Annotated in this window: 22 protein-coding genes and 1 tRNA gene; 15 read left to right on the top strand and 8 right to left on the bottom strand. The window is 39.9% G+C overall.

Going from position 1 to position 25,156, the window contains the following annotated elements:
* The first annotated feature begins 1 nt into the window (after window position 1).
* The 5 genes from PSM_RS07085 (at window position 2) to PSM_RS07105 (ending at window position 5,010) form a co-directional block, all read left to right on the top strand.
* On the top strand, window positions 2–643 hold the full coding sequence (locus PSM_RS07085) for an MBL fold metallo-hydrolase (protein WP_013464862.1): 642 nt from the start codon (window positions 2–4) through the stop codon (window positions 641–643).
* 84 nt (window positions 644–727) lie between these two features.
* A complete protein-coding gene (locus PSM_RS07090; protein WP_008110469.1) occupies window positions 728–1,186 on the top strand; it encodes an Lrp/AsnC family transcriptional regulator in 459 nt (152 codons plus the stop codon).
* A gap of 114 nt (window positions 1,187–1,300) precedes the next feature.
* Complete coding sequence (locus tag PSM_RS07095; protein ID WP_008110467.1) at window positions 1,301–2,857, top strand: SulP family inorganic anion transporter; 1,557 nt, start codon at window positions 1,301–1,303, stop codon at window positions 2,855–2,857.
* A 258-nt stretch (window positions 2,858–3,115) separates the two neighbouring features.
* The gene (locus PSM_RS07100) at window positions 3,116–4,189 is read left to right on the top strand and encodes a sensor histidine kinase (protein ID WP_008110465.1); all 1,074 of its coding nucleotides are present in this window, start codon (window positions 3,116–3,118) and stop codon (window positions 4,187–4,189) included.
* The gene (locus PSM_RS07105) at window positions 4,186–5,010 is read left to right on the top strand and encodes a LytR/AlgR family response regulator transcription factor (RefSeq protein WP_008110464.1); all 825 of its coding nucleotides are present in this window, start codon (window positions 4,186–4,188) and stop codon (window positions 5,008–5,010) included. The genes PSM_RS07100 and PSM_RS07105 overlap by 4 nt, the downstream gene beginning before the upstream one ends.
* Before the next feature lie 60 nt (window positions 5,011–5,070).
* Here the strand turns inward: PSM_RS07105 and pyk are convergent, their stop codons facing one another.
* Complete coding sequence (gene pyk / locus PSM_RS07110) at window positions 5,071–6,507, bottom strand: pyruvate kinase (protein WP_008112452.1); 1,437 nt, start codon at window positions 6,505–6,507, stop codon at window positions 5,071–5,073.
* A 351-nt stretch (window positions 6,508–6,858) separates the two neighbouring features.
* On the opposite strand from pyk, the gene gndA reads away from it, so the two are divergent.
* Entirely contained in the window at window positions 6,859–8,232 is a 1,374-nt protein-coding gene (gene gndA, locus PSM_RS07115) for an NADP-dependent phosphogluconate dehydrogenase (protein WP_013464864.1), read from the top strand.
* A gap of 66 nt (window positions 8,233–8,298) precedes the next feature.
* On the opposite strand, the gene ansA is transcribed toward gndA, so the two are convergent.
* Window positions 8,299–9,309 (bottom strand): asparaginase, encoded by a 1,011-nt coding sequence (ansA, locus tag PSM_RS07120; RefSeq protein WP_008112456.1) that lies wholly within the window; start codon window positions 9,307–9,309, stop codon window positions 8,299–8,301.
* A gap of 70 nt (window positions 9,310–9,379) precedes the next feature.
* Window positions 9,380–11,245, bottom strand: coding sequence for a signal peptide peptidase SppA (gene sppA, locus PSM_RS07125; RefSeq protein ID WP_008112457.1), 1,866 nt, complete (start codon window positions 11,243–11,245; stop codon window positions 9,380–9,382).
* Between the two features lie 322 nt (window positions 11,246–11,567).
* Here sppA and PSM_RS07130 point away from each other — a divergent pair, with 322 nt between their 5' ends.
* The 6 genes from PSM_RS07130 (at window position 11,568) to PSM_RS07155 (ending at window position 16,367) form a co-directional block, all read left to right on the top strand.
* Complete coding sequence (locus PSM_RS07130; RefSeq protein ID WP_029609975.1) at window positions 11,568–13,529, top strand: oxidoreductase; 1,962 nt, start codon at window positions 11,568–11,570, stop codon at window positions 13,527–13,529.
* Between the two features lie 394 nt (window positions 13,530–13,923).
* A complete protein-coding gene (locus PSM_RS07135) occupies window positions 13,924–14,472 on the top strand; it encodes an NAD(P)H nitroreductase (RefSeq protein WP_013464866.1) in 549 nt (182 codons plus the stop codon).
* Between the two features lie 203 nt (window positions 14,473–14,675).
* The gene (locus tag PSM_RS07140) at window positions 14,676–15,053 is read left to right on the top strand and encodes a hypothetical protein (RefSeq protein WP_029609974.1); all 378 of its coding nucleotides are present in this window, start codon (window positions 14,676–14,678) and stop codon (window positions 15,051–15,053) included.
* Between the two features lie 98 nt (window positions 15,054–15,151).
* A tRNA-Ser gene (locus PSM_RS07145) sits at window positions 15,152–15,242 on the top strand.
* Window positions 15,243–15,356: 114 nt separating this feature from the next.
* Window positions 15,357–15,680, top strand: coding sequence for a hypothetical protein (locus tag PSM_RS07150; protein WP_013464868.1), 324 nt, complete (start codon window positions 15,357–15,359; stop codon window positions 15,678–15,680).
* A gap of 69 nt (window positions 15,681–15,749) precedes the next feature.
* On the top strand, window positions 15,750–16,367 hold the full coding sequence (locus tag PSM_RS07155; RefSeq protein WP_008112467.1) for an FKBP-type peptidyl-prolyl cis-trans isomerase: 618 nt from the start codon (window positions 15,750–15,752) through the stop codon (window positions 16,365–16,367).
* A gap of 78 nt (window positions 16,368–16,445) precedes the next feature.
* Here PSM_RS07155 and PSM_RS07160 read toward each other — a convergent pair whose 3' ends face one another.
* Window positions 16,446–18,836, bottom strand: a complete 2,391-nt coding sequence (locus PSM_RS07160; protein WP_013464869.1) for a TonB-dependent receptor — start codon at window positions 18,834–18,836, stop codon at window positions 16,446–16,448.
* A gap of 173 nt (window positions 18,837–19,009) precedes the next feature.
* A complete protein-coding gene (locus PSM_RS07165; RefSeq protein ID WP_008465669.1) occupies window positions 19,010–19,399 on the bottom strand; it encodes a YkgJ family cysteine cluster protein in 390 nt (129 codons plus the stop codon).
* A gap of 208 nt (window positions 19,400–19,607) precedes the next feature.
* Here PSM_RS07165 and PSM_RS07170 point away from each other — a divergent pair, with 208 nt between their 5' ends.
* The 3 genes from PSM_RS07170 (at window position 19,608) to PSM_RS07180 (ending at window position 21,273) form a co-directional block, all read left to right on the top strand.
* Window positions 19,608–20,033, top strand: a complete 426-nt coding sequence (locus PSM_RS07170) for a tetratricopeptide repeat protein (RefSeq protein WP_008112472.1) — start codon at window positions 19,608–19,610, stop codon at window positions 20,031–20,033.
* 142 nt (window positions 20,034–20,175) lie between these two features.
* A complete protein-coding gene (locus tag PSM_RS07175; RefSeq protein WP_013464870.1) occupies window positions 20,176–20,649 on the top strand; it encodes a hypothetical protein in 474 nt (157 codons plus the stop codon).
* A 27-nt stretch (window positions 20,650–20,676) separates the two neighbouring features.
* Complete coding sequence (locus PSM_RS07180; RefSeq protein ID WP_013464871.1) at window positions 20,677–21,273, top strand: DUF1287 domain-containing protein; 597 nt, start codon at window positions 20,677–20,679, stop codon at window positions 21,271–21,273.
* A gap of 97 nt (window positions 21,274–21,370) precedes the next feature.
* Here the strand turns inward: PSM_RS07180 and yfaE are convergent, their stop codons facing one another.
* From yfaE to nrdA, 3 genes are all read right to left on the bottom strand, one after another.
* Window positions 21,371–21,643, bottom strand: coding sequence for a class I ribonucleotide reductase maintenance protein YfaE (gene yfaE, locus PSM_RS07185; RefSeq protein ID WP_013464872.1), 273 nt, complete (start codon window positions 21,641–21,643; stop codon window positions 21,371–21,373).
* Window positions 21,643–22,773, bottom strand: coding sequence for a class Ia ribonucleoside-diphosphate reductase subunit beta (gene nrdB, locus PSM_RS07190; RefSeq protein WP_013464873.1), 1,131 nt, complete (start codon window positions 22,771–22,773; stop codon window positions 21,643–21,645). Before nrdB ends, yfaE begins: the two co-directional genes overlap by 1 nt.
* A 73-nt stretch (window positions 22,774–22,846) precedes the next feature.
* Complete coding sequence (nrdA, locus tag PSM_RS07195; protein ID WP_013464874.1) at window positions 22,847–25,129, bottom strand: class 1a ribonucleoside-diphosphate reductase subunit alpha; 2,283 nt, start codon at window positions 25,127–25,129, stop codon at window positions 22,847–22,849.
* Between the last annotated feature and the right edge of the window lie 27 nt (window positions 25,130–25,156).

Raw genomic sequence — 25,156 nt, forward strand, 5'->3', positions numbered from 1 at the left:
GATGAAAATAATCACTATTCCCGTAACCCCGTTTATGCAAAATTGCCGCATTATAGTATGTGAACAAACCCAGCAAGCTGTCGCGGTCGACCCTGGCGGTGATGCTGAAAAAATTAATGCATCACTTAAGCAGCATAATTTATCATTAGCAGCGATTTGGTTAACCCATGGGCATTTAGATCATGTAGGCGCTGCGCATAATTTACGCGAGCAACACAAGGTAAAGATGATTGGGCCTCATGAGAATGAACGTTTTTGGTTCGACAATTTACCGATGCAAGCCACTATGTTTGGCTTTAAACCGATCAACTCCTTCTATCCTGATGAATGGTTAGCCCATGGTGATAGTATCAAGGTTGGGCAGCTTGAATTTAAAGTACTTCATTGCCCAGGGCATGCGCCAGGGCATGTTGTGTTTTATCAACAAGCACACAATACGGTTATCGTCGGGGATGTTATTTTCAAAGGTTCAATAGGGCGTACCGACTTTCCTAAAGGCGACAGCAAGCAGCTAATCGAATCTATAATGCAACATATCATGACATTACCACCGAACACTGCAATTTTAAGTGGCCATGGTGACAACACCCATGTTGCTCATGAACAGGCTACTAACCCATTTGTAAGTGGCCAGTTTGGTTGATGTGCATATTTGTTAAAAATAAGCAGACTGCTTTTTAAAAAGGCTGTATAATTTAACCAATTTATTAGATAAATAAGAAATAAAATGTCTCTAAATCACGTAGATCGCCAAATATTGGCACTTTTACAACAAGATGCAAGTTTATCAACTGCTGAGATTGCAGACAAAGTCGGACTTTCTCAGTCTCCTTGTTGGCGTCGTATTGCTAAATTAGAACAAGATGGCTACATCAAAAGTAAAGTCGCATTGCTTGATGAAAAAAAGCTGGGCTTTGATATGTTGGTTTACGCCCATGTACGTTTATCAAACCATGGTAAAAAGAATTTAGCTGAGTTTGAAAAATTAATACTTAGCTATGATGAAGTGACTGAATGTTACACCATGGCTGGCACTATGGACTTTATGTTGCGTATTATTTCTCAAGGCATAGAAGGTTATGAGCACTTTGTACGCGATAACTTGCTTAGCTTAGAATATGTACAAGAGGTTCATTCTAATGTGACCATGACGTGTGTTAAACGAAGCACGGCACTGCCACTTTAAACTTTACTAAGCAGCTAAAAACACACAGGCTGAATTAACTATAATTGTGAAATGAGCGCTAATTTGATAAAATCTAGCGCTTTTTTTGTTAGCGAAATAAAACTGAGGAACTCAATGTTTAACTTACTCAGCAGAGCGCCAAGCTCTGCTAAAAACGATATTCTCTCTGGATTGACAGTGGCACTTGCCTTGATCCCAGAAGCTGTTGCATTTGCCTTTGTTGCAAATGTAGAACCTCTTGTTGGTTTATACGCCGCATTTATTGTGGGCTTAATTACGGCTATTTTTGGTGGTCGTCCGGGTATGATTTCGGGTGCAACCGGTGCATTAGCGGTTGTGATGGTAAGTTTAGTACTTGATCACGGAGTGGAATACCTATTTGCCACTGTGTTGCTGATGGGACTACTACAAATATTGGCTGGGGTATTTAAGCTCGGTAAATTTATTCGTATGGTTCCGCATCCTGTTATGCTCGGTTTCGTTAACGGTTTAGCGATTGTTATATTTTTAGCCCAGCTTGGACAGTTTAAAGTGCCTGATGGTGCTGGCGGCCAAATGTGGATGACGGGCAGTGCGCTTTACATCATGTTAGGTTTAGTGGCGCTAACGATGGCAATTATTCACTTTTTACCAAAATTAACTACCGCGGTGCCTTCATCACTGGTTGCTATTGTTACTGTAACGGGTTTAGTGATTGGTCTTGATTTAGAAGCACGTACGGTACTTGATTTCTTAAAAGGCATGACAGGAAATGAAGCTGCAACCATTGCCGGTGGCTTACCACAGTTTCATATTCCTATGGTCCCTTTTAACCTAGAAACACTACAAATTATCTTTCCATATGCGCTTATTCTTGCAGCAATTGGCTTAATTGAATCGCTGTTAACGCTAAGCTTGATTGACGAAATTACAGAAACCCGTGGCCATTCTAATAAAGAATGTATTGGCCAAGGTGCGGCCAATGTCACATGTGGTTTCTTTGGTGCAATGGGTGGCTGTGCCATGATTGGCCAATCTATGATCAACATTAATTCAGGTGGACGTTCGCGTTTATCAGGTATTAGTGCCGCATTGATGTTACTTGCATTTATTATCTTCGCTTCAAGCTTAATCGAAATGATTCCACTGGCGGCATTAGTTGGGGTTATGTTTATGGTGGTGCTGGGTACGTTTGAATGGGCGAGTTTCAAAATGATGAAACGCGTCCCTTTATCTGATGCTTTTGTAATTGTATTAGTTTCGGGTGTAACGGTTATTACCGACCTTGCGATTGCGGTGTGTGTAGGTGTTATTGTCTCTGCGTTAGTGTTTGCATGGCAGCATGCAAAACATATTTACACAACTAACTATATTGATAAAGAAGGTTCAAAAGTGTACGAGCTACATGGGCCTTTATTTTTTGGTTCGGTTAAAAACTTTGCTGATTTATTTGATGTTAAGAATGACCCTAAAGATGTGATTGTTGAGTTTAAATACAGTCGCGTTGCGGATCATAGTGCGATTGAGGCCATCGACAGCTTAGCTGACAAATACAATAAAGCGGGTAAAAAGCTGCACTTGCGTCACTTAAGTAAAGACTGTACTGAACTACTTCATAAAGCACGTGACTTAGTTGAAGTGAATGTAATTGAAGATCCGACTTATAAAGTTGCTTCAGATAAGCTTGCTTAAAAAATAAAAGTAAACATTGATAAGCGAAAGGTGGATGCCTTTCGCTTTTTTTATGCGTTTTAAACCATCCGCAAGGGGTAATTGCAACACGAGTTTTAATTTGTTTAACGTAACAACTAAACCAGAACTGAGCATCCATCCAGTGTTTATTTAATTTATTGTTTGCGATAGGGCTATTAAAAAGTAAGACAGTTGGTAGTGCTATACCTGACGATAAATCGATATAATAGTGACAAATTTACAAGGTAATAATTAATTTTGAATTGGCAGTCTTTAATTGATAACAGACAACGTTTTTTCTGGCTTTTGCAAATTGCAGGCTGGATAGGTTATGCGTTAGTTAACTATATTGGTTCTAAAGTATTCGAAATGCGTGATATTTACGTATTCGTTATTTTACTAAACGCCTATGCGGGCTGTTTAATGACTGTGCCTCTGCGTTATATTTATCGCAAAATTTGGAATGCCTCACCTTGGGTATTAATTATTGTTGTATTTGGCGCCTCTTATATAACCGGTACATTATGGGCCGTGGTGCAAAAGTTTAACCTGTGGGAAATTTATCGCCACGGATACCGTCCTGAAGAATGGTTTTATTATTTACAACAAGGACTTGATTCTGTTTATATTATTTTGTGTTGGAGTGGTTTGTACTTTGGTGTTAAGTATTACCAGTTATTACAAAGTGAACGTCAAAAAGCCTTAAAAGCAACCACAATGGCGCACGAAGCGCAGTTAAAAATGCTTAGATACCAGCTAAATCCTCATTTTTTGTTTAATACGCTCAATGCAATATCAACCTTAGTTTTGGTAAAAGAAAATAAAGATGCTAACTTGATGGTATCTAAATTGAGTGACTTTTTACGCTATACGCTTAATACTGATCCAATTAAAAAAGTGCCGCTGGAGCAAGAGTTACATGCATTAATGCTCTATTTAGAAATTGAACGTGTACGTTTTGATGAGCGCTTACAAGTTAATGTGGACGTGAGTGAGCAGGCCAAACAAGCGCTAGTGCCAAGCTTAATATTACAACCGATCATCGAAAATGCCATTAAGTACGCCATTGCCCATATGTCAGAAGGTGGTGTTATTGATATAAAAGCGCAAGTTTTTGCTAATGAATTATTACTTGAAGTGGGCGATAATGGGCCTGGCACTGATATTGAAAATGGTCAGTTAGTTAATGCACAAGGCGTAGGGGTGGCAAACACCCGAGACAGATTAAAAACGCTCTACGAAAATAATTACTCGTTTGTATTATCACATAATACGCCAAGTGGGTTAAAAGTTAATCTGCGAGTCCCGTTTGAGAAGGCTGTGAAGAAATGACAAGAATAAAAACGCTTATTGTTGATGATGAACCATTAGCACGTAAAGGTTTAGCCGTCAGGCTTGAAGAGTTTTCTGATATTGAAGTGATCAAACTGTGTAGCTCAGGTTTTGATGCGATTGAAAGTTGTAAAAACGAAAAAATTGATCTTGTCTTTCTTGATATTCAAATGCCTGGTATGAACGGTTTTGAAGTCGCACGTGCTTTAAGTGAAAGCAGTAAAGATTTACCTGCCATTGTGTTTGTTACGGCGTTTGATCACTTTGCTGTTAAAGCATTTGAAATTCATGCTTTAGATTACATTTTAAAACCCGTTGATGATAACAGATTAAAACAGGCGGTAGAAAAAGTGCATACCTATTTAAAAACTCAGCAGGATAACGCCCATAAGAAAAAACTAGCGAGTTTCGTAGCAGGGATAACAGGCAATAACTGCGAAGAAATTTTAAAGAAATTAGCCACAGGCGATACCCTTACAGATCGTCGTTATCCTGAGTCATTGGCCGTAAAAGAGCAGGGCGAAATTGTCAGAGTACCCGTTGCTACAATACAGTGGGTAGATGCGGCAGGTGATTACATGTGTCTGCATTGCCAAGATGGGCAAACGCATATATTACGTAAAACCATGAAAGAGCTTGAACAAGAATTGGATCCAAGCTTATTTGTACGTGTTCATCGCAGCGCGATTGTTAACACCAAACAAATTAGCAAGCTGGTAACTCAGGTTAGTGGTGAATATTTATTAGTGTTAGATAACGGACAAGAGCTTAAAGTAAGTAGAAGTTACCGTGATAAAGTAAAAGCAGCATTAGCTAGCTAACTTTAATAAATAGCATAAAAAACGCGAGCTTTTAGCTCGCGTTTTTTATGCGCGTTACAGTTACGAAACTGTGACTATTTTCATCGTGTTGGTTGCACCAATCGTTTCCATCGCATCACCGTGGGTAATAATCACGGTATCGCCTGCTTGTAATGAGCCTGCGGCTACGAGTGTGCTTAGTGCATCTTTAACCATGCTATCTTTTTCACATTTTGTAGAGTCAAAAAATACAGGGTAAACACCACGATACAGCGCTGTTTGACCTAATGTACTTGCATGACGTGAAAGTGAATAAATAGGCAGTCCAGAGCTAATACGCGACATCAATTTTGCCGTGCTACCTGACTCAGTCAAGGTGATAATCGCTTTAACAGAGTCTAAGTGGTTAGCTGCATACATAGCTGATAAGGCAATTGATTCGGCATTAGAAGAAAAACGGCTGTCTAAACGATGTTTAGAAACGTGTGTTTCTTTTTGTGATTCAGCACCTAGACAAACACGCGCCATAGTAGCAACGGTTTCTTCCGGGTAATCACCAGCGGCTGTTTCAGCAGAAAGCATCACTGCATCTGTGCCATCAAGTACTGCATTGGCAACATCCATAACTTCTGCACGTGTTGGCATAGGGTTATCGATCATCGATTCCATCATCTGCGTAGCGGTTACAACGGTACGGTTCAATGAACGAGCACGACGAATAATGAGTTTTTGTTTACCCATTAGTGCAGCATCACCAATTTCAACACCTAAGTCGCCACGGGCAACCATAACAGCGTCAGACGCTAAAATAATGTCATCAACTGCCTCTTGTGTTTCTACTGCTTCAGCACGCTCAATTTTAGCTAAAAGCTGTGCATTAGAGCCTGCAGCTTCCGCAAGTGAACGCACATAACGCATATCATCGCCACTGCGAGGAAAAGAAACCGCAATGTAATCAACGCCAATTTCAGCAGCAGTGATTAAATCTTCCTTATCTTTTTCCGTAAATGCAGGTGCCGTTAAGCCTCCACCTAAACGGTTAATCCCTTTATTATTAGAAAGTACGCCGCCAACAGTCACAATGGTATGAACTAAGTGACCTTCAACACTTTCTACGGTGAGTTGAATTAAGCCATCGTTTAATAGCAATAAATCACCAGGGGCAACATCTTGTGGTAGCTCTTTGTAGTCAATACCGACGGCGTTAATATCGCCTTGGCCTTTTTCCATTTTGGCATCAAGAATAAATTTTGCACCAACAGATAAGGTCACTTTGCCTTCTTTGAAGGTTGAAACGCGAATTTTTGGGCCTTGTAAGTCAGCGAGAATCGCGATGTGCTTACCAAGTTTAGTTGCAATATCTCGAACAGCTTGTGCACGGTCTTTATGATCTTGTGCAACACCGTGTGAGAAATTTAATCGAACGACATTTGCGCCTGCACGAATAATTTTTTCTAAGTTATTATCTCTATCTGTTGCAGGTCCAAGTGTCGCGACTATTTTTGTACGTCTTAACATTAAATTCTCCTGTGTGCTTTTTTTTAAGCAAGTTGACGGTTATTTTGTTTTTAGCGATTACTAATAAAGAGCAATCTTTAGTTTTATGCAATTTTTATAACATTGCGACTATTATATACAAAATGAATATGTCATCATTATGACACCGGTGTCACAGGGCGTCAATGATCTAAAAATTTAAATAGCACTGCTATTTCTTCCCCTGAGAGGGCGGTTGTTTGATATAATTGCGGCGTTTATTTTAGCTGTAATAAATGCATGTAGCTTTGCTCATGGCTGCGGTCTGAGTATAATGCACGCGGTATTATTTTAATTTACTAACCAAATAGTTGTTACCGAGGAGGGCACTAAATGCAAGTTGCATTAGTAGGGTTAGGCGTTATGGGGAAAAATCTTGCCCTGAACTTGATTGAAAAAGGGATAACGCTTGTCGCTTATGACAAAAACCCAAATGCGGGTGAAGAATTACTAAGTTGTGCTAAATCACAAGGCATGGCTGATAAACTTCACATTGTCTCTGATCTAGGGGATATGGTTAGGCGTTTAGAAGCACCGCGTTCTATTTTATTACTTGTGCCTGCTGGCGAGTTAGTTGATGCGGTTTGCAACGAGCTTATTGAAGCGGGTGTTCAGTGTAGTGATATTATTGTTGATTGTGGTAACAGTAATTATAAAGACGGTATTAACCGTAAGCTCAAATACCAAGATAAGTTTGAATTTGCCACTATGGGTATTTCAGGCGGTGCCGAGGGTGCACGTCACGGTCCAGCTATGATGGCCAGTGGTTCTGAAGGTGGCTGGGAGCGTGTCGAGCCATGGTTTACAAAGGTTGCTGCAAGCTATAAAGGTGAGTCGTGTTTTGCGCGTGTGGGCCAGTCAGCTAGCGGCCATTTTGTAAAAATGGTTCATAATGGAATTGAATACGCACTCATGCAACTGATTGCAGAAATGTATCAGCTATTGCGTCACGGCACTAATCGCTCACCTAAAGAAATTGCAGAGATATTTAACGAATGGTCTCAAGGGCAGCTAAATAGCTATTTACTGTCAATCTCAAGCCATATTTTATCACTTGAAAATTCGCATAATGTGCCGCTTGTAGATTTAATTGACAATAAAGTAGGCGCAAAAGGCACCGGTTTATGGACAGCACAAAACGCCCTTGAATTAGGTATTGCGGTACCGTCGCTAGTGGCTGCTGTACAAGCTCGTCATTTAACCAATGCGTGTAATACCACTGCCGCACAAGAAATGACATACAGCGCACAAAATACCACGCAAGTTGATATTGATTTAGATGAATTAAAAGATGCGTTTACCCTTGCGAGCCTATTGGCATACCGTCAAGGACTTGCATTAATTAAAGGCGCTTCACGAACTCATCAATGGAAAGTTGATTTAGCGAAAACGCTACAAACATGGCGTGCAGGGTGTATTATCCGTGCTGATTATCTAGATAGTGTAGCGCAAGGCGTTGAGTTTATTGATACGCTTGAAAAAGAGTCATTAGCGATGCGTAAAGTGACTGGCCAAGCCGTTATGACGGGTCTGGCGTTTCCTGTGCTTAGTGCAACACAAACCTACTTAGCAACGTTAACAACACCAAGTAATGGGCACTTAGTTCAAGCCCAGCGTGATTACTTTGGTGAGCATGGCATTAAAACCCACAGTGGTGAAACGTGTCATTTAACTGACTTAGTTGATATTGACGCAAAAGTTCGTTAATAAAATCTAAGTAATCAAAAAGGACGCTAAGTAGCGTCCTTTTTTGTTATTCGCTTAACTGATTACTTAACGGGTCAGCTCACCACGCAGGTTATCTTGCATTAAATGGCGAATTGTTTCAATTTCTAGGTTTTGACTAAACAAGTAATGCAGCTTAGTTAAGCATGCTTCTAAGGTCATATCGTAACCGCTGATCACGCCTATGTTTAACAGCGCATTACCCGTGGCATAACCGCCCATGTTCACTTGGCCTTTTAAACATTGGGTTAAATTAGTAATAATAACACCCCGTTTACTTGCTTCATCCAGAATATCTAAAAACTCAGGGTCTTGTGGCGCATTGCCTACGCCAAAGCTTAGCAGTACGAGGGCTTTAATATTGCCATTAACTAAGCTTTTTACTACTTCTTTGCTGATCCCTGGGTATAAATACAGCACGCCAATAGCTTGCGGTGTAATAGGGGTAACTTGGAGTTCATTTTCTACATACGGGCTTAATTGCCCTTTGATCAGCTGAATATTAATACCTGAAAGCGCAAGCGGCTCTAAGTTAGGTGAGGCGAATGCATCAAACCCATCTGCATGGGCTTTGGTGGCACGATTACCTCTGAACAACTGATTATTAAAAAATAAGCTGACTTCTGCAATTGGGTAGTTAGCCGCTAAATACATGGCATTAAGTAGGTTAACTTGACCATCAGAGCGTAATTGAGACAGCGGAATTTGTGAGCCGGTCACAATAATAGGTTTAGTTAAGTTTTCAAACATAAACGACAGAGCTGATGCAGTATAGGCCATAGTGTCAGTACCATGCAGTACCACAAAGCCATCGTAATCTTGGTATTTACTTTTTATGTCATCGGCGATGAGTTGCCAATGAGCAGGTGACATATCTGAAGAATCTATAAGCGGGCAGTATTCATGAATATCAAATAATGGCATTTCTTCACGATTAAACTCTGCGTTATTAACCACGGTTTCGGTTAAAAACCCTTCAGCAGGAATATAGCCGCGAATTGATTTTTTCATTCCTATGGTACCGCCAGTGTAAGCGATATAAATGCGTTTACGTTTCATAAAAAAAGCCCAGTAAAAAAACTGGGCTTAGTATAACGCTAACTGCTAATCAATACAGCCTGTTAAGGCACTATTGTGCAACTGTACACTCTAAACAGCGGGCATAAACACCTTGTGGATCGTTATAATCTTTTAGGTTTTCTACTTCACTGCTTAATTGTTTAATAACACTTTGCAGATTAGCTTGGCTGGCTAATACTGCTGTTTTTTGTGTTTCAAGCCCAAGTACTGATTTAACGGCGGCACTGCCGAAAATATCTTGAAGCATTTTTTCTTGTGGGCTAAGCGATTGCTTAATTGTTTTAACGTCATAGTAGTTAAGCTTTGCAAGCTCTGCAGCTGCTTTAATCGCATCTTGTTTATTACCAAGTTTATCAACTAAACCAAGCTCTTGAGCTTGAGAGGCAATCCATACCCGACCTTGGGCAATTTTATCAACTTGCTCTGGGGTCATATTACGTGCCTCAGCAACCACATCTAAAAAGCGTCCATACGCTTCTTCAACACTCATTTGAATAACTTTAGCCATTTTCTCGTTAAGTGGGCGAGTGATTGAAAAACCTGCCAATTCGGTGGTCGCTACGCCATCTGAATACACGCCTATTTTAGCGAGGGTATCTTCAAATGTCATAAAGGTACCAAATACGCCAATTGAACCGGTAATTGTACTCGGCGCTGCCCAAATTTCATTGGCCGCCGATGCAATCCAATAACCGCCTGATGCAGCTACTGAGCTCATTGATGCAATAACGGGTTTACCAGCAGCTTTAAGTGCAAGTACTTCAGCACGAATTACTTCTGAGGCAAACATGCTGCCACCGCCTGAATCTATTCGTAAAACCACCGCTTTAACCTTGTCATCAAGTCGCGCTTTGCGAAGTAGGGCTGCAGTTGAATCACCACCAATTTCACCAGCACGGCGCTCACCATCAACAATAGTGCCTTTAGCAACCACAACAGCGACTTTTTCAGTCATAGGGTTATCAAACTCAATAGGCGGTTTTACTAAACTTAAGTATTCACCAAAAGAGACTTGTTTAAATGTTTTTCCATCTTCATTTTCTCCAACCAATTCAATTAATTGTTGGCGAATTTGCTGATTGGTTTTTAATGAATCAACCCATTGGTTATCCAGTGCATATTTACCGGCATCACCATTAGCGGCTTGCATTTTAGCTAAATAAACATCCATTGTTTCATCAAAGTTTGACTCATCAAAAGGACGTACAGCACTAACGTCTTGCTTATATTCATTCCATAAAGCACCAAGCCATACACGGTTTGCTTCTTTAGCTGCCTCTGACATATCGTTTCTGATAAACGGTTCAACGGCCGATTTAAAGGTACCTACACGGAATATATGCTGAGTGACTTCTAATTTTTCTAATGCGTCTTTGAAGTAAAGCGGGTACATACCGTAGCCTTCAATAAGCACACTACCATAAGGATGCATCGCAATTTCGTCTGCATGCGCGGCAATGTAATATTGTGCTTGGGTGTAGTAATACCCTGAGGCAATCACTTTTTTACCAGTTGCTTTAAATGTTTCAAGTGCCTGTGTAATTTGTTTGAGCTTATTTAAATGTGCTTTTGGCATTTCTTGTAAATCAAGCAAAATAGCGCTTATACGCGAGTCTTGTGCTGCTTCATTAATTACTTCAACTACATCGTCGAGCAATATTTCACTGGGTGAGTCAGCACTGGCCGTTGCATCATTAATAGCGGCTTCAACAGGGTCTATATAGGTTTTTTCTTCGACAATAGGGCCATTAAGGTTAAGTCTAAGAACAGAGCCCTCTTCGACAATAATTTTATCACCGTCACTTGATACCGATACGATAAAAATGACGACCAAAAATAAAAACAATACGTTGAGTATTAAACGACGTGAGAAGTTGATCCCCGTCCATATACCTTTAAATACCTTTGCTATCAAAATAGCTCCTTAAATTGGTACAGCTAAAACGTTATTGCCATCTTAGCGTAGAATATAAATAAATTTAACTGCTAAATCGTAACGAAACATTTATAAATTCAATTACACTTGAGATTAAACACGTGTTTATTTAATAAATAATTACTGAAATTATGGCTGTAGTCACTACTTTTAACTCACGCTATTGGTCAAGATAAACGCAGTCAACAGGTTTTAAGTTAAAAAATTATTAAGTTTAATCTGCTCATATATTGCTTATTGTTGGTCATTAAAGCAGAATTGACTAAATGCACACAGGTTAGACCAGTTATTGGGGCACAGGATGTTAGAACAAAAATTAGAACTAAAACACACACAATTACGCAACCGTTTAGTAATGGGATCAATGCATACCGGCCTCGAAGAGGGATGGCATAATCGTAAACGCCTACGTGCTTTTTATGAAGCACGTGCTAAAGGTGGCACAGCAATGCTCATTACGGGGGGATATAGCCCTAATCTTCGCGGCAAGTTAACGCCTATTTCATCATCATTTAATAGTTATTATGATGTTTTTAAACACCGTGCTTATACGCAAGCTGTTCATCAACATGGTGGTAAAATTTGCCTGCAGTTATTGCATGCTGGGCGCTATGCCTATCATCCATTCAATCAAGCCCCAAGTGCGATAAAAGCACCGATCAACCCTTATAAACCTAAGGCTATGTCTTTAAGTTCAATTAAAAAAACCATTAAAGATTTTGCTCACTCTGCATATTTAGCAGAAAAAGCAGGTTACGATGGCGTTGAGGTGATGGGCTCTGAAGGTTACTTAATTAATGAATTTATGGCACCGCATACAAACAAACGAGACGATGAGTTTGGTGGCAGTCTTGAAAACAGAATGCGTTTAGCTGTTGAGATTGTAAAAGCAGTAAGAGCTAAAGTTTCAGATAAATTTCTAATTATTTTTAGACTGTCTGTTATCGATTTAATTCCGAATGGCTCAACTCCTGAGGAAGTAACACAACAAGCTATTGCACTTGAAAAAGCAGGTGTTGATATTTTTAATACTGGCATTGGTTGGCATGAAGCTCGAGTACCGACAATTGCAAGCATGGTACCCCCAGGCGCATTTAAAGAAGCGTCAAAGCGGTTGAAAGATGTCATTAGCGTGCCTGTTATTGCCGTAAACCGCATTAATACACCAGAAATTGCCAATGATATTTTAACGGCGGGTGAAGCTGATTTAATCTCTATGGCGCGTCCTTTACTTGCCGATCCTGAGTTTTTTAATAAATACCAAGCGAAGCGCTCTGACCATATTAATATTTGTATTGGGTGTAATCAGGGCTGTTTAGACCACGTATTTAAAGGTAAACGTGCCACGTGCTTAGTTAATCCACAAGCGGGTTTTGAACTTGATTACCCTCTAGAAAAAGCCGCAACAGCTAAAAATGTATTAGTGGTTGGAGCGGGTCCTGCTGGGCTTTCTTCAAGTTGTTACTTAGCGCAAAAAGGTCACAATGTAACGCTTATTGACCAAAAGCAGCATATGGGTGGGCAGTTTAATTTGGCCATGCAAATACCAGGTAAAGAAGACTTTAACCATACATTGGCTTACTTTACCAATGAACTTAAGCGTTTAAACGTCACCATTGAATTAGGCAAAGCATTTGATGATAGTATGCTGAGCCAGTTTGACGATGTGGTTTTTGCCACGGGTGTAAGGCCACGTGAAGCCTCTATAGAATGTAGTGATGACAAACGTGTTTTTGCCTACGATGAAGTCATTCGCGGTGAGGTTGAACTTGGTAATTCGATTGCGATTTTAGGCGCAGGCGGTATCGGTTTTGATATGGTGGCATTTTTAAGTGAACATAAATCACAAAGTATCAGCGACTTTAAAACCCAGTGGGGAATAGAGTGCGAGGCTCAGCCTCACAAAGATGATCGTCAACTTTATATGCTTAAACGCAGTGAAGGGCGCTTTGGTGGTGATTTAGGCAAAACAACCGGTTGGATACATCGTCAAGTTGCTAAACAACATGGCGTTAAGCAAATTGCCAATTGCCAGTACCATCGTTTTGATAAAAACGGCTTAACTATCAGTGTTGCTGGCGAAACACAAGTATTGCCAGTTGATACTGTGATTGCTTGTATTGGCCAAGTGTCTAATGACGAACTATTTAAGGCGCAAGCAGAGAATGCCAAGGTTCATGTTATTGGTGGCGCTAAACTAGCAGCGGCTATTGATGCCAAGCGCGCTATATTCGAAGCCTTACAAGTTGCACGCAGTATCTAATATGCAATTTAAGTAAGTACACGGGTCTGATTATTTTTTAAAGATAGTTAACTTATAATCAGACCCTTATATTGTTGTTTTTTACCTTCCCCCATTCCTTGTATAGCTAATAAATACGCTATTACGATTTTTAATGGTGCCTCGGCTACAACGCTTAACTGGCAAAATTAAATCTATAAAGCCTCTCATTAGTTCGACCTAATTATTTACACGCAAAAGGCGAGCGCCACTTTGTAATGGCACAAATACACGGCTATTTGGATTGCGATATTATTTGTCTACTTTTTAACCTAGGTGCTTTCTTGATAAGCAAATAATAACAGCGGGGTGCCCATTATATTTTAACCTAAGGGTTTCAATGGTATGCTATTGTTTTGTCTTTTGAGTAATTATAATGGATGCTATTGAGCTTTTATTAACCCGCCAGTCAGATGCAAAACTGACAGAGCCAGGCCCTAATGAAGAACAACTAAACATTATTCAGCAGGCTGGGCTCAGAGTTCCCGATCATGGCTGTATTGCGCCTTGGCAATATATCATTGTTCAAGGGGATGCACGTCATAAGTTGGGTGAAATTTATTATCAAAGCGCTTTGGCCGAGCAGCAAGCTGAAAAAGTAATTAATCGTGCTAAAGAGTTACCCCTTAGAGCACCCATGATCATTATTGCCATTGCAAAATATCAACAACATCCAAAAGTACCAAGAATAGAACAAGTTCAAAGTGCAGGCTGTGGCGTGCTGGCTATGCAACAAGCCGCATTTGCACAAGGGCTTGGCGGTATTTGGCGCACAGGTTACTTTGCACAAAGCCCCAGTGTTAAACACGCGCTTAACTTAAACAATGATGATGAAATAGTGGGTTATTTGTATTTAGGGACGCCAGCAGTTGAGTGTAAAAAGTCACCGCGCCATAAACCAGAAAACTATTTTAGTTTTTTGTAGCAATAGGATGAACTTTTTATATTCAATATAGTCATAATTCATTAAGTTAATCGTGTTACACTACCGCGGTTAATATTGTAGCTGCGAGAAGCGCACGGAAGCACCATACGCAATAAATCTTCTTCAGTTTGTTTTTTAATCGGTTGTTTTTTGGTAATGTATGGAAAGTCTTACCAATAATAACGATAAAGAAGACGAAAATGATGGGAAATTTATTTTTACGTGAAAAAGAAAACTGGTTTGCTTGGTCAATCTGGGGTGTTGTTGGCGCGCTTGCGACATTTTATGTTGCAATGAATACACAAGCAGCTCACTTTATTGCTGCAACTGCGATGGGTGTGCTAGTACTGCTAACGTGGTGGATGCAACAGTCTCGACGATTTGATTTTGGCAGAGCCTTTAAAATATGCTGCTATGTTCTATTATTCACCGTACTGCCTTCGTTTGTGTTAGTTGTGATCCCAAGTGATGATTTAAACCGCTTCGATTTAATATTTCAAAGTATTGCATTTTTAACTGCCAGCTTACTGTTGTGTTTAGTATGTTCTTGGATTGCCCGCAGACCTAAACAATATTACTAGGGTTTATGACTATCTTGGTTAATATTTAACTATTTAATCAGTTTTAGTAAAATAGGGCTTTACAAGCTAAGCGTATGATATTATTATGCGCGCCGTACGGAGAGATGGCAGAGTGGTCGAATGCACCGGTCTTGAAAACCGGCAGGGGTTTATAGCCCCTCTAGGGTTCAAATCCCTATCTCTCCACCATTATTTAAAAAACCGCCTTATTGGCGGTTTTTTGCTATCTGGAGCTTTATTATGTCACAGTCCCCGGAGTTATCCTTTTCTAAACGTTTACTCAAGCACATCCTGCTATGGACTGTGTTTGGTTATTGTTACCAAAGTGCCATATCGTTATTACAAAAAATGGCCATTGATGCATACCCAGATAATGCGCTGATGATGACTTTCTTATATGGCATCGGGTTTAATCTTTTATCCGGGCATTTAATCACAAAATACGATCATTTTTGGCCAGTGTGGGGCGCGTTTTACATTGGCATTATCGGTTTGGTGGCTGTGCCTCTTTTGTTGATCGGCGTGGTCGGATTGTTGCCGATGAGCTTACTTGTTGGAATTTTGCTCAGTTTACCTGTATGTACCTTTGCTATTGGTTTAATTAAAGAAAAACTCAATAAAAACTAGCCCCAAACGGCTTTTATTTTGTGATAGCATATACGGGTCTTTTAACTAACAAAACGTGAATAACACATTATGTCAGATAATTTTACTACAGATGCTGAAAAAGCAAGTTACGGTATTGGCTTACAAATGGGTGAGCAACTTAAGGCTAACCCTTTTGAAGGTTTAAACTTAAATTCAGTATTTGAAGGCATGAAAGATGCGTATGCAGGCAGTGCTTTTCAAGTAGAGATCCCTGAGATCCAAGCTGCATTTGAGAAAATCAACGAAGAGATCCAAGCTCGTCGTGAAGAAGAAGCTAAAGTATTGGCTGCTGAAGGTATTGCATTTTTAGAAGAAAACGCAAAACGTCCTGAAATTACAGTTACTGAGTCAGGTCTTCAGTACGAAGTACTTGCAACAGGTGAAGGCGAAAAGCCAACTGCAGAGTCTACAGTACGTGTTGATTACCACGGTACTTTAGTAAACGGTACTGTTTTTGATAGCTCATACGAGCGCGGTCAACCTGCTGAATTCCCAGTAGGTGGCGTGATCAAAGGTTGGACTGAAGCATTACAAATGATGCCAGTAGGTACTAAATGGCGTTTATACGTTCCTCATGAGCTTGCTTATGGTGAACGTGGTGCCGGTGCTGCAATCGCACCTTACTCAACTCTAGTATTTGACGTTGAGTTACACGCAATTCTTTAATTAGAATTTAGTTGTAAAAAAACCGCATTCATTATTACGAATGCGGTTTTTTATTGTCTGATTAAAAATGAGCGCGTTTTAAAAGTAGCCTCTAACGCCAAATTGGAAGTTACGTCCAGGAAGAGGTGCCGTATCTTTAATAAATGAACTATGTACAAAACCAAGTTCATCAGTAATGTTATCAACACTTAGGTATAGCTGCGTGTCAACTGCGCCTAAATCAAGTTGATAATTGGCTTGTAAATCAATTAATGTATAGCCATCCGTTGCCGTTTCGTAAGCACTAATATCATTTTGCTCAAAGTAATGGGTTCCTGTTAAGGTAAATTGCGCATTACCTAGGGTATATTGTAGTTCTGAGCCCAATTTATTGGCAGGGATACGTGGTAAATTACCTTCATTATCTTTTAGTTTGGCGCGAGTAGAGTCACCAAATACTTTTACCATGGCGCTGGGGTTTATTTGATAATGTGCATCAAATTCAAAACCATAAAGCTGCGCATCTTTACTGGTAAATTGATAAACATCAATTGCATCGCTGTGTCCATTGGCAGCAGACTCAAAGCCATCCATCTCATCAAACACTAATCCGGTGTTTTGTTGATAATAAAAGTTTTTAATATCGTTATAGAAAAAGTTGACGGTGTAGCCAAAGTCACCGCTAAAACGACGTAAACTAATATCAAGATTGGTTGAGGTCTCTTGTTTAATTTCTTCAGGTTCAAAATGCGCTTCTGCCCCTTCAATATGATAGCCCAAACCAAGCTCATAAGTACCTGTGGCAACATGCACACCATTAGAGAGTAACTCAGCTGAAAGTGGCGCACGCTCTGAATGTGACAAGCTAACGGCTAGATTGTGACTTGGCATATACTCCCAAATCGCACCTGCTGAGGCACTTACATTAGTAAAGCTTTGGGTGTAGTTAATGGTCTCATCTGCCGATACAGGTTGTTCATCATGGCTGTGCTGATGTGTATCTACATCACTTTTGATATCATAATCTTCTAGGCGGGCGCCAAGCTCTACGGTGACATCGCCAAATGTGCGTTCTTCAAGTAAATATAACGCATGAGTGGTAGTGACACTTGCAGGTGTAAACGCTTCTTCGCCAATTGCATCGTAATCAGATTCACTATAGTGATAGCCAATCATGCCATGCCATTGGCCTAACTGATGCTCTACATTTAAACGTGCTTCAGTGGTTTCGTTACTAAACGTGGTGCCAATCGCGCCATCTTCAATTTCACTGTGAGTGTAGTCGGTGTAGCCAAGACGAAGATTAATCGATTCAATCCAGTTATCATGAAATGCATAGCTTACCAGTCCTTGCCAACGATCTTGCTCTAAATGAGCATAAACGGGAGTTTCTATATGTTCTTCATCCGCATGATCTTCATGATCGCCTTCTTCTTCATGGGCATGACCGTGATCATGTGAATGCCCTGGAATGCCATAGTCTGTTTCAATATTGCCGTATGAAAAGCCAACGGTTAAATGCTCACCGACATAGCTGGTACCAAAGTTCACTGTTTCACTGTCGATAAAAGTATTTTCAACTGAAGTGGCTGTTTCTTCATCGCCCTCAATGTGTACTTCACCTTCTTCATGTTCATCTGGTAGGTTAAAGCGAGGCGTTTGATAGTCATCACCACTGCGTTTGGTGCCATCAAAATGAAAATTAAAGTTATTGCTGCCTGTTTCTAATTTTGCCGCATAGGTGTTCGCATTTGAAACGGTATCGTGTGTGTATTGTGCCGCTCCCGAGAGTGCGTCAATATTATTGGTTGGAATACGGTTATCAACCACATTTACTACACCGCCAATAGCACCAGAGCCATATAGTAGGGTGCTTGGGCCTCGTAGTACTTCAATTTGTTCAGCGGCTAAGCTATCACTTGATGTCGCGTGATCTGGACCGATACGTGATGCATCACTGCTATCTAAACCGTTTTGAGTAATTTTAACACGAGGACCACCTAGGCCACGAATAATCGGACTTGAAGACACAGGACCGAAGTAGCTAGCGTTTACTCCTGGTATTCCTTTAAGTGTTTCACCTAGGGTCGGTTTCGCTTTATTTTTTAGTTCATCCCCTGATAGTACGCTTACAGGTGAAATCATTTCTAAGCTATTTTTATGCAGTGCCGAGGCATACACAACCACAGTTTCAACCGAAGACGGCTTTAATGTAACAGTAATTGTATCGTCTACATTCTCAAGCGATATACGTGAATCGATGTAGTTATCTTTACTAATATGTAATTGGCTTTTAGCATCTATGTCGATGCTAAACTGACCTTGTTCACTGCTTTTCACGCTTTGTGACTTTCCATGAACATGGATAGTTGCATTAGCAATAGGTTGTTTTTTTGAATCTGTTACTGTGCCGTTAATCGTTGCTGCTAGGGCAGAGTGAGAACACAAAACAGACAGTAGCGCTGAGGATATGAGTGTTAACTTTGTCATAATTACTTCGAATCGTGGTTGTTATGTTGTGATATAATATAACACTACAAAATGGCATCATCAACAATGTTATACTATAACTTTTAATTTTGCGTTGAATGGCAAAATAATCGCGTTAAATTTACATTACCAGCTCATTATTACAGTTTAGTGCATTTGTTATATTTATTCGCTTAAGAGCGGCTGTCTATCATTAGTATGTCTAATTTTTTTTGTGCTTTGAAAGGATTTTGTTTATCGATTGGTTCAAGCATTTCACAGTCATCGTTTATCATTTCTGAAATTAAACTTGGGTAGTGTCGGCAATCTTGAGGACGGTCATGGTAAATACTGCATGTATATTTATCTTTTTCTTGTGGATATTTTTTACTGCTAAGTACTAAAAATGGGCATTGCGTTAATTGCTCGCCTGTTTTGGGATCAAACCATAACTGATCGTTTTTAACATATTGAAATATTTCTGGGTTGAATAACGCCCACATTTCAATTTCATCCTGATTTGTATCTAAATCTGCCGCACCATATTTAGTGCAGCATTTACCGCATTGATTGCAATTTTGCATAGGGTAGGTATTTACTATTGCGACTTAAATTAAGCGTTAAGTGTAGCACTGTAATATCCAGGTTTTTAAATTAAACCTCTGTTTTTATCGCTTATAATACTTTTGTAACAACGCAGCGCTTAATAATAATGTACTATTAGGGAATATATTTCGAATACGATGCCTTTAATAAGTCAAAAAAGGCGCGTTAATAAGGTAGCGAGTAATTATGAATACTAAAGTATACAAAGCGGTTCACGATTTGGCGGAAAAGCTGATGGCAGCGGCTAATAAAAATGATACTAAACAGTTTGAATCTTTATATGCTGAGCTAAAAGCTATTTGTATTGAAAACGAAAATACAGCGAAAGATCACCCTGTTCAGTGGGAAACATTGGCTGATTTCACCGAAGAGCTAGAAGAAGCTATCGAGACTTACGAAAAAGCGTTACAGAAGTCGATAGAAATTAATAACAAAGATCATATGTCGTCTGTTGCCTTTTCTATGGCTACTTTACAGCTTGAGCTGGGTGATAAAGAAGCGGCAATTAAAAATCTGCAAGATGCTAAAATCAGTGCAAATAAAATTGAAGACAAAGAATTAAAATCAGAGATCCATGAGTTATTAGAATCATTGGTTGAAGAAGAAGGTTAGTTTAAAGCGTTACTTTGTATTTATCATTCTAATAAGCGTCAGTAATAATACCATTGGCGCTTTTTTATTGATAAAAGCAAATTCTGCGTCATTAAATGTTTATGCTTAAATTAAGTCACTAAGCAAATTTTTTGGAGAAAACATGCTAGCGCAAATAGAACAATGGATTGATAAAACGAATAGCGAGTATGTTGATCAAAGAATATGTTGTGATACATTTGTTAGCGAATTTGCTGGCTTTTACCCGCATGATTTTTTGAAAACTGCATTTTATGTGGTTGTTGAACACATTCCCAAGCCTGACTTTACTGGTTTACGTGAAATTGGTTTAAGCGATTTTATTGACATGGATGTAGCAGGGATCACCTATAAAAACACTTATTACATATTACCTCATGTTGCGCGTAATTTAAGAGTGCATTTTCATGAGCTGGCTCATGTCGTTCAATGGCGCGAGCTCGGTGCTCACGCTTTTATTATGCGCTACATCAATGAAATCCAAACCTGTGGTTATGATGATGCTCCGCTTGAAAAAATGGCCTATGCACTTGATGCGCACTTTACCAGCAATGGAAATAAATTTAATATTCCTGACTATATTACTCAACAGCTTTAGTTAATAAATATTATAAAAGGAATTTATATGTCGCGCTTTGTGCTCTATTTACTAGCTTTATCTGCCCTTGATGTAAAGGCAGCCGATTTTAATCATGATATTGTCAACGCATTGATACACAGAACAACGCAACAAGTAACTTACGATGGCGCCTATCATAGGCTTGAATACCCTGGTGGCGATGTACCCGCTAATATTGGTGTATGTACCGATGTTATAATTCGATCCTATCGACAGCTTGGTATTGATTTGCAAAAGTTAGTACATGAAGACATGCAGGCCAATTTTCGCGCATATCCTTCTAAGCGTATTTGGGGATTAACCAAGCCAGATAAAAACATTGATCATCGACGTGTACCTAACTTACAGGTTTACTTTGAGCGCCATGCTCAAGTGTTAACTAAATCGCTTAATGCAGCAGATTATAAAACCGGTGACATAGTCACTTGGATGCTGCCAGGCAATTTACCGCACATAGGTATGGTCGTTAATCAAATAGCGCAGGACAGTGGTCACCCGCTTATTGTGCACAATATTGGTCGCGGACCTGAAATGAGCGATATGCTTTTTGCTTATACAATTACGGGTCATTACCGATTTGTACCTGCTGCTTATTCAGAGTAAATAACACGGCTATAATCGCGATTACTTGAGTAATAATTGCAGAAACAGGTAAGTGAATAAAGCGAGCTGTTAGGCATTATACTGTGTGGTTTGCTAGTTACTTTAAATTAATACTGATATCACCATTGGGCTTGCAGCAACACAATAGTATTTCACCATCACGCACAAAGGCTAACGGTTCTTCATTGTAATTGACTTCACCAGAGACAAGCGTAGCACGACACGCACCACAATATCCCTCACGGCACTGGTAAGCAGCATCAATTTTATTCGATTCTAAGCAGTGTAAAAGAGAAGGGCAGCCAGCGGTAAAATCTAAACACTGGCTGTTATCTGCAAGCGTAACACTTGCAGTGGTTCTATCAGTCATTATAAATCAAAGTCACCAAATTCAGCTGCATCAACCTGTGAATCAATTTGACCTACAAGGTATGAGCTAATTTCCGCTTCTTGTGGAGCAACTTGCACGTTATCAGAAACAAGCCATGAGTTGATCCATGGAATCGGATTACTGTTATTATCAAACTGTGCTGGTAAACCAATAGCAGTCATGCGTGCATTGGTAATGTATTCAACATACTGACATAAAATATGTTTATTTAAGCCAATCATTGAACCATCTTTAAACAGGTACTCTGCCCATTCTTTTTCTTGCTCTGCAGCGTCTACAAACATTTTGATTGCTTCTTCACGGCACTGTGCAGCAACAATTGCCATTTCAGGGTCGTCTTTGCCATCCTGCATAATATTTAAAATATGCTGAGTGCCTGAAAGGTGAAGCGCTTCATCACGGGCAATAAGCTTAATAATTTTTGCATTGCCTTCCATTAGCTCACGCTCTGCAAACGCAAATGAACACGCAAAGCTGACATAAAAGCGAATAGCTTCAAGAATGTTCACTGACATCATCGCCAGGTACAATTTCTTTTTCAGCTCAAATAAATTAACCACCACGGTTTCACCATTAATGTCATGTTTGCCTTCACCGTACAGGTTGTAAAGCGACACTGAGTTAATTAAATCGTCGTAATAAGTGGTTACGGCATCGGCACGTTCACTAATTTTGTCATTGCTAACAATGTCGTCAAAGATGAGTTCAGGCGCTTGGGTTACGTTACGAATAATATGTGTGTATGAGCGGCTGTGAATGGTTTCACTAAACGCCCATGTTTCAATCCATGTTTCAAGCTCAGGAATTGACACAATTGGCAATAGTGCAACGTTAGGCGAACGGCCTTGAACACTATCAAGCAAAGTTTGGTATTTTAAGTTACTTAAAAAGATATGCTTTTCGTGATCAGGAAGCGCTTGAAAGTCTAAACGGTCTTTACTTACGTCAACTTCTTCAGGACGCCAAAAGAAAGACAATTGTTTTTCAATCAGCTTTTCAAAAATAGGGTATTTTTGTTGATCGTAACGTGACACGTTAACGGTTTGACCAAAAAACATTGGCTCTTGCATTTGGTTATTATGATTTCTGCTAAAAGTAGTATAAGACATGTTTATCACTCAAAAAACTATCACTAAAACTATCAGGACAAAGCGGGCAAGGCGCCCGCTTTAAGTTTAACTATTAAATTTTACACGCGCCGCCTGCACAATCGTCATCTTCCACTTCTGGAGCGTCTTCTTGTGCATCTGATGCGCCATCACGGGTGTTATGGTAGTACAGCGTTTTAACACCTAGCTTGTAGGCACCAAGTAAGTCTTTTAATAAGACTTTCATAGGTACTCTACCGCCTTCGTATTTATTTGGATCATAATTAGTATTTGCTGAAATCGTTTGGTCGATAAATTTCTGCATTATGCCTACTAATTGTAAGTAACCATCGTTAGATGGGATATCCCACAGTAACTCATAGCTATCTTTGAGGCGTTCGTACTCAGGGACAACTTGTTTTAAAATACCGTCTTTACTTGCTTTAACACTAATATGGCCACGCGGTGGCTCAATGCCATTGGTTGCATTAGATATTTGCGATGATGTTTCTGATGGCATTAATGCGCTCAGTGTTGAGTTACGCATACCGTGCTCTTTAATGCTGGCACGTAACGCGTCCCAATCAAGATGAAGTGGTTCATCACAAATTTTATCTAAATCACGCTTGTACGTATCAGTTGGCATAATACCTTGTGAGTACGTTGTTTCGTTAAATTTAGGACAGGCACCACGCTCTTTTGCCAGCTCATTAGATGCTTTCATTAGGTAGTACTGAATCGCTTCAAATGTTCTGTGCGTAAGCGCATTTGCGCTGCCATCTGAATAACGCTTACCGTTTTTAGCTAGGTAGTATGCGTAGTTAATAACGCCTATGCCTAGCGTACGACGTCCCATAGTTGCATTTTTAGCTGCAGGTACTGGGTAGTCTTGGAAATCAAGTAGGTTATCAAGTGCGCGTACCGCAAGCTCAGCTAACTCTTCTAGTTCATCTAAAGACTCAATGGCACCTAAGTTAAACGCAGATAATGTACAAAGTGCAATTTCACCTTCTTCATCATTCACGTTGCTAAGAGGCTTAGTTGGTAACGCAATTTCTAAACATAAGTTAGATTGACGGATCGGAGCCACTTTTGAGATAAACGGACTGTGTGTATTACAGTGGTCAACGTTTTGTAAGTAAATACGACCCGTGCTAGCACGTTCTTGAGCAAACATAGAGAACAGCTCAATTGCTTTAATTCGTTTTTTACGAATTGACTCGTCTTGCTCATATTTTACATATAGCGCGTCAAACTCGTCTTGATCTTCAAAAAATGCATCGTAAAGGCCAGGCACATCAGAGGGGCTGAATAACGTAATGTAATCATCTTTAATTAAACGTGAGTACATGAGTTTATTAAACTGTACGCCGTAATCTAAGTGACGTACGCGGTTATCATCAACGCCACGGTTGTTTTTAAGCACTAATAAGTTTTCAACTTCTAAATGCCAAAGCGGGTAGAAAAGGGTTGCTGCGCCACCACGTACACCGCCTTGCGAACAGCTTTTAACCGCTGTTTGAAAGTGCTTATAAAACGGAATACAGCCAGTGTGATACGCTTCACCGTTACGAATAGGGCTACCTAATGCACGAATACGACCTGCATTAATACCAATACCAGCACGTTGAGAAACGTATTTAACAATTGCTGATGATGTAGCATTAATTGAGTCTAGGCTATCGCCACACTCAATAAGTACACATGAGCTAAACTGGCGTGTTGGTGTACGTACGCCCGACATAATTGGCGTAGGTAAAGAAATTTTAAATAATGAAACCGCATCATAAAAACGTTTAATATAATCAATGCGCGTGTCACGAGGGTAATCAGAGAATAAGCTTGCGGCCACTAAAATATATAAAAACTGCGCGCTTTCATAAATCTCACCCGTTACACGGTTTTGGACAAGGTATTTACCTTCAAGTTGCTTTACCGCTGCGTAGCTAAAGTTAAGATCGCGAGAATGATCTAAGTACGCATCTAGCTCATCTAATTCTTGCTCTGTGTAATCAACGAGTAAATGTGCATCGTAGCGTTTTTGTTCAACCATGTTAGTAACATGGTCAAAAAGACGCGGTGGCTCAAACTGGCCATAGGCTTTTTTACGTAAATGGAATACAGCTAAACGAGCAGCAAGATACTGATAATCAGGTGATTCTTTTGAGATCTGATCCGCAGCGGCTTTAATAATCGTTTCGTGGATGTCTTTAGTACGAATACCGTCATAAAATTGAATATGCGATTTAAGTTCAACTTGTGAAACCGAAACGTTATTTAAACCTTCGGCGGCCCATTCAATAACGCGATGGATCTTATCAAGATCGAGTGGCTCTTTACGACCGTCACGTTTGCTTACAGATAACTGTTGGTTCATAGCTTTGCCTGTATTCCTTGGGAATTA

Origin of the sequence: Pseudoalteromonas sp. SM9913, from assembly GCF_000184065.1 — a bacterium.
Classification (GTDB): Bacteria; Pseudomonadota; Gammaproteobacteria; order Enterobacterales; family Alteromonadaceae; genus Pseudoalteromonas; species Pseudoalteromonas tetraodonis.

What these genes read in the sequence shown, in the direction of transcription:
- PSM_RS07130 (WP_029609975.1), top strand. Translation starts at nt 11,568, where the DNA reads ATGTTAGAACAAAAATTAGAACTAAAACACACACAATTACGCAACCGT.
- nrdA (WP_013464874.1), bottom strand. Translation starts at nt 25,129, where the DNA reads ATGAACCAACAGTTATCTGTAAGCAAACGTGACGGTCGTAAAGAGCCA.
- PSM_RS07085 (WP_013464862.1), top strand. Translation starts at nt 2, where the DNA reads ATGAAAATAATCACTATTCCCGTAACCCCGTTTATGCAAAATTGCCGC.
- PSM_RS07165 (WP_008465669.1), bottom strand. Translation starts at nt 19,399, where the DNA reads ATGCAAAATTGCAATCAATGCGGTAAATGCTGCACTAAATATGGTGCG.
- PSM_RS07170 (WP_008112472.1), top strand. Translation starts at nt 19,608, where the DNA reads ATGAATACTAAAGTATACAAAGCGGTTCACGATTTGGCGGAAAAGCTG.
- PSM_RS07105 (WP_008110464.1), top strand. Translation starts at nt 4,186, where the DNA reads ATGACAAGAATAAAAACGCTTATTGTTGATGATGAACCATTAGCACGT.
- PSM_RS07095 (WP_008110467.1), top strand. Translation starts at nt 1,301, where the DNA reads ATGTTTAACTTACTCAGCAGAGCGCCAAGCTCTGCTAAAAACGATATT.
- PSM_RS07160 (WP_013464869.1), bottom strand. Translation starts at nt 18,836, where the DNA reads ATGACAAAGTTAACACTCATATCCTCAGCGCTACTGTCTGTTTTGTGT.
- PSM_RS07140 (WP_029609974.1), top strand. Translation starts at nt 14,676, where the DNA reads ATGGGAAATTTATTTTTACGTGAAAAAGAAAACTGGTTTGCTTGGTCA.
- PSM_RS07175 (WP_013464870.1), top strand. Translation starts at nt 20,176, where the DNA reads ATGCTAGCGCAAATAGAACAATGGATTGATAAAACGAATAGCGAGTAT.
- gndA (WP_013464864.1), top strand. Translation starts at nt 6,859, where the DNA reads ATGCAAGTTGCATTAGTAGGGTTAGGCGTTATGGGGAAAAATCTTGCC.
- PSM_RS07090 (WP_008110469.1), top strand. Translation starts at nt 728, where the DNA reads ATGTCTCTAAATCACGTAGATCGCCAAATATTGGCACTTTTACAACAA.
- PSM_RS07155 (WP_008112467.1), top strand. Translation starts at nt 15,750, where the DNA reads ATGTCAGATAATTTTACTACAGATGCTGAAAAAGCAAGTTACGGTATT.
- nrdB (WP_013464873.1), bottom strand. Translation starts at nt 22,773, where the DNA reads ATGTCTTATACTACTTTTAGCAGAAATCATAATAACCAAATGCAAGAG.
- PSM_RS07180 (WP_013464871.1), top strand. Translation starts at nt 20,677, where the DNA reads ATGTCGCGCTTTGTGCTCTATTTACTAGCTTTATCTGCCCTTGATGTA.
- pyk (WP_008112452.1), bottom strand. Translation starts at nt 6,507, where the DNA reads ATGTTAAGACGTACAAAAATAGTCGCGACACTTGGACCTGCAACAGAT.
- ansA (WP_008112456.1), bottom strand. Translation starts at nt 9,309, where the DNA reads ATGAAACGTAAACGCATTTATATCGCTTACACTGGCGGTACCATAGGA.
- yfaE (WP_013464872.1), bottom strand. Translation starts at nt 21,643, where the DNA reads ATGACTGATAGAACCACTGCAAGTGTTACGCTTGCAGATAACAGCCAG.
- PSM_RS07135 (WP_013464866.1), top strand. Translation starts at nt 13,924, where the DNA reads ATGGATGCTATTGAGCTTTTATTAACCCGCCAGTCAGATGCAAAACTG.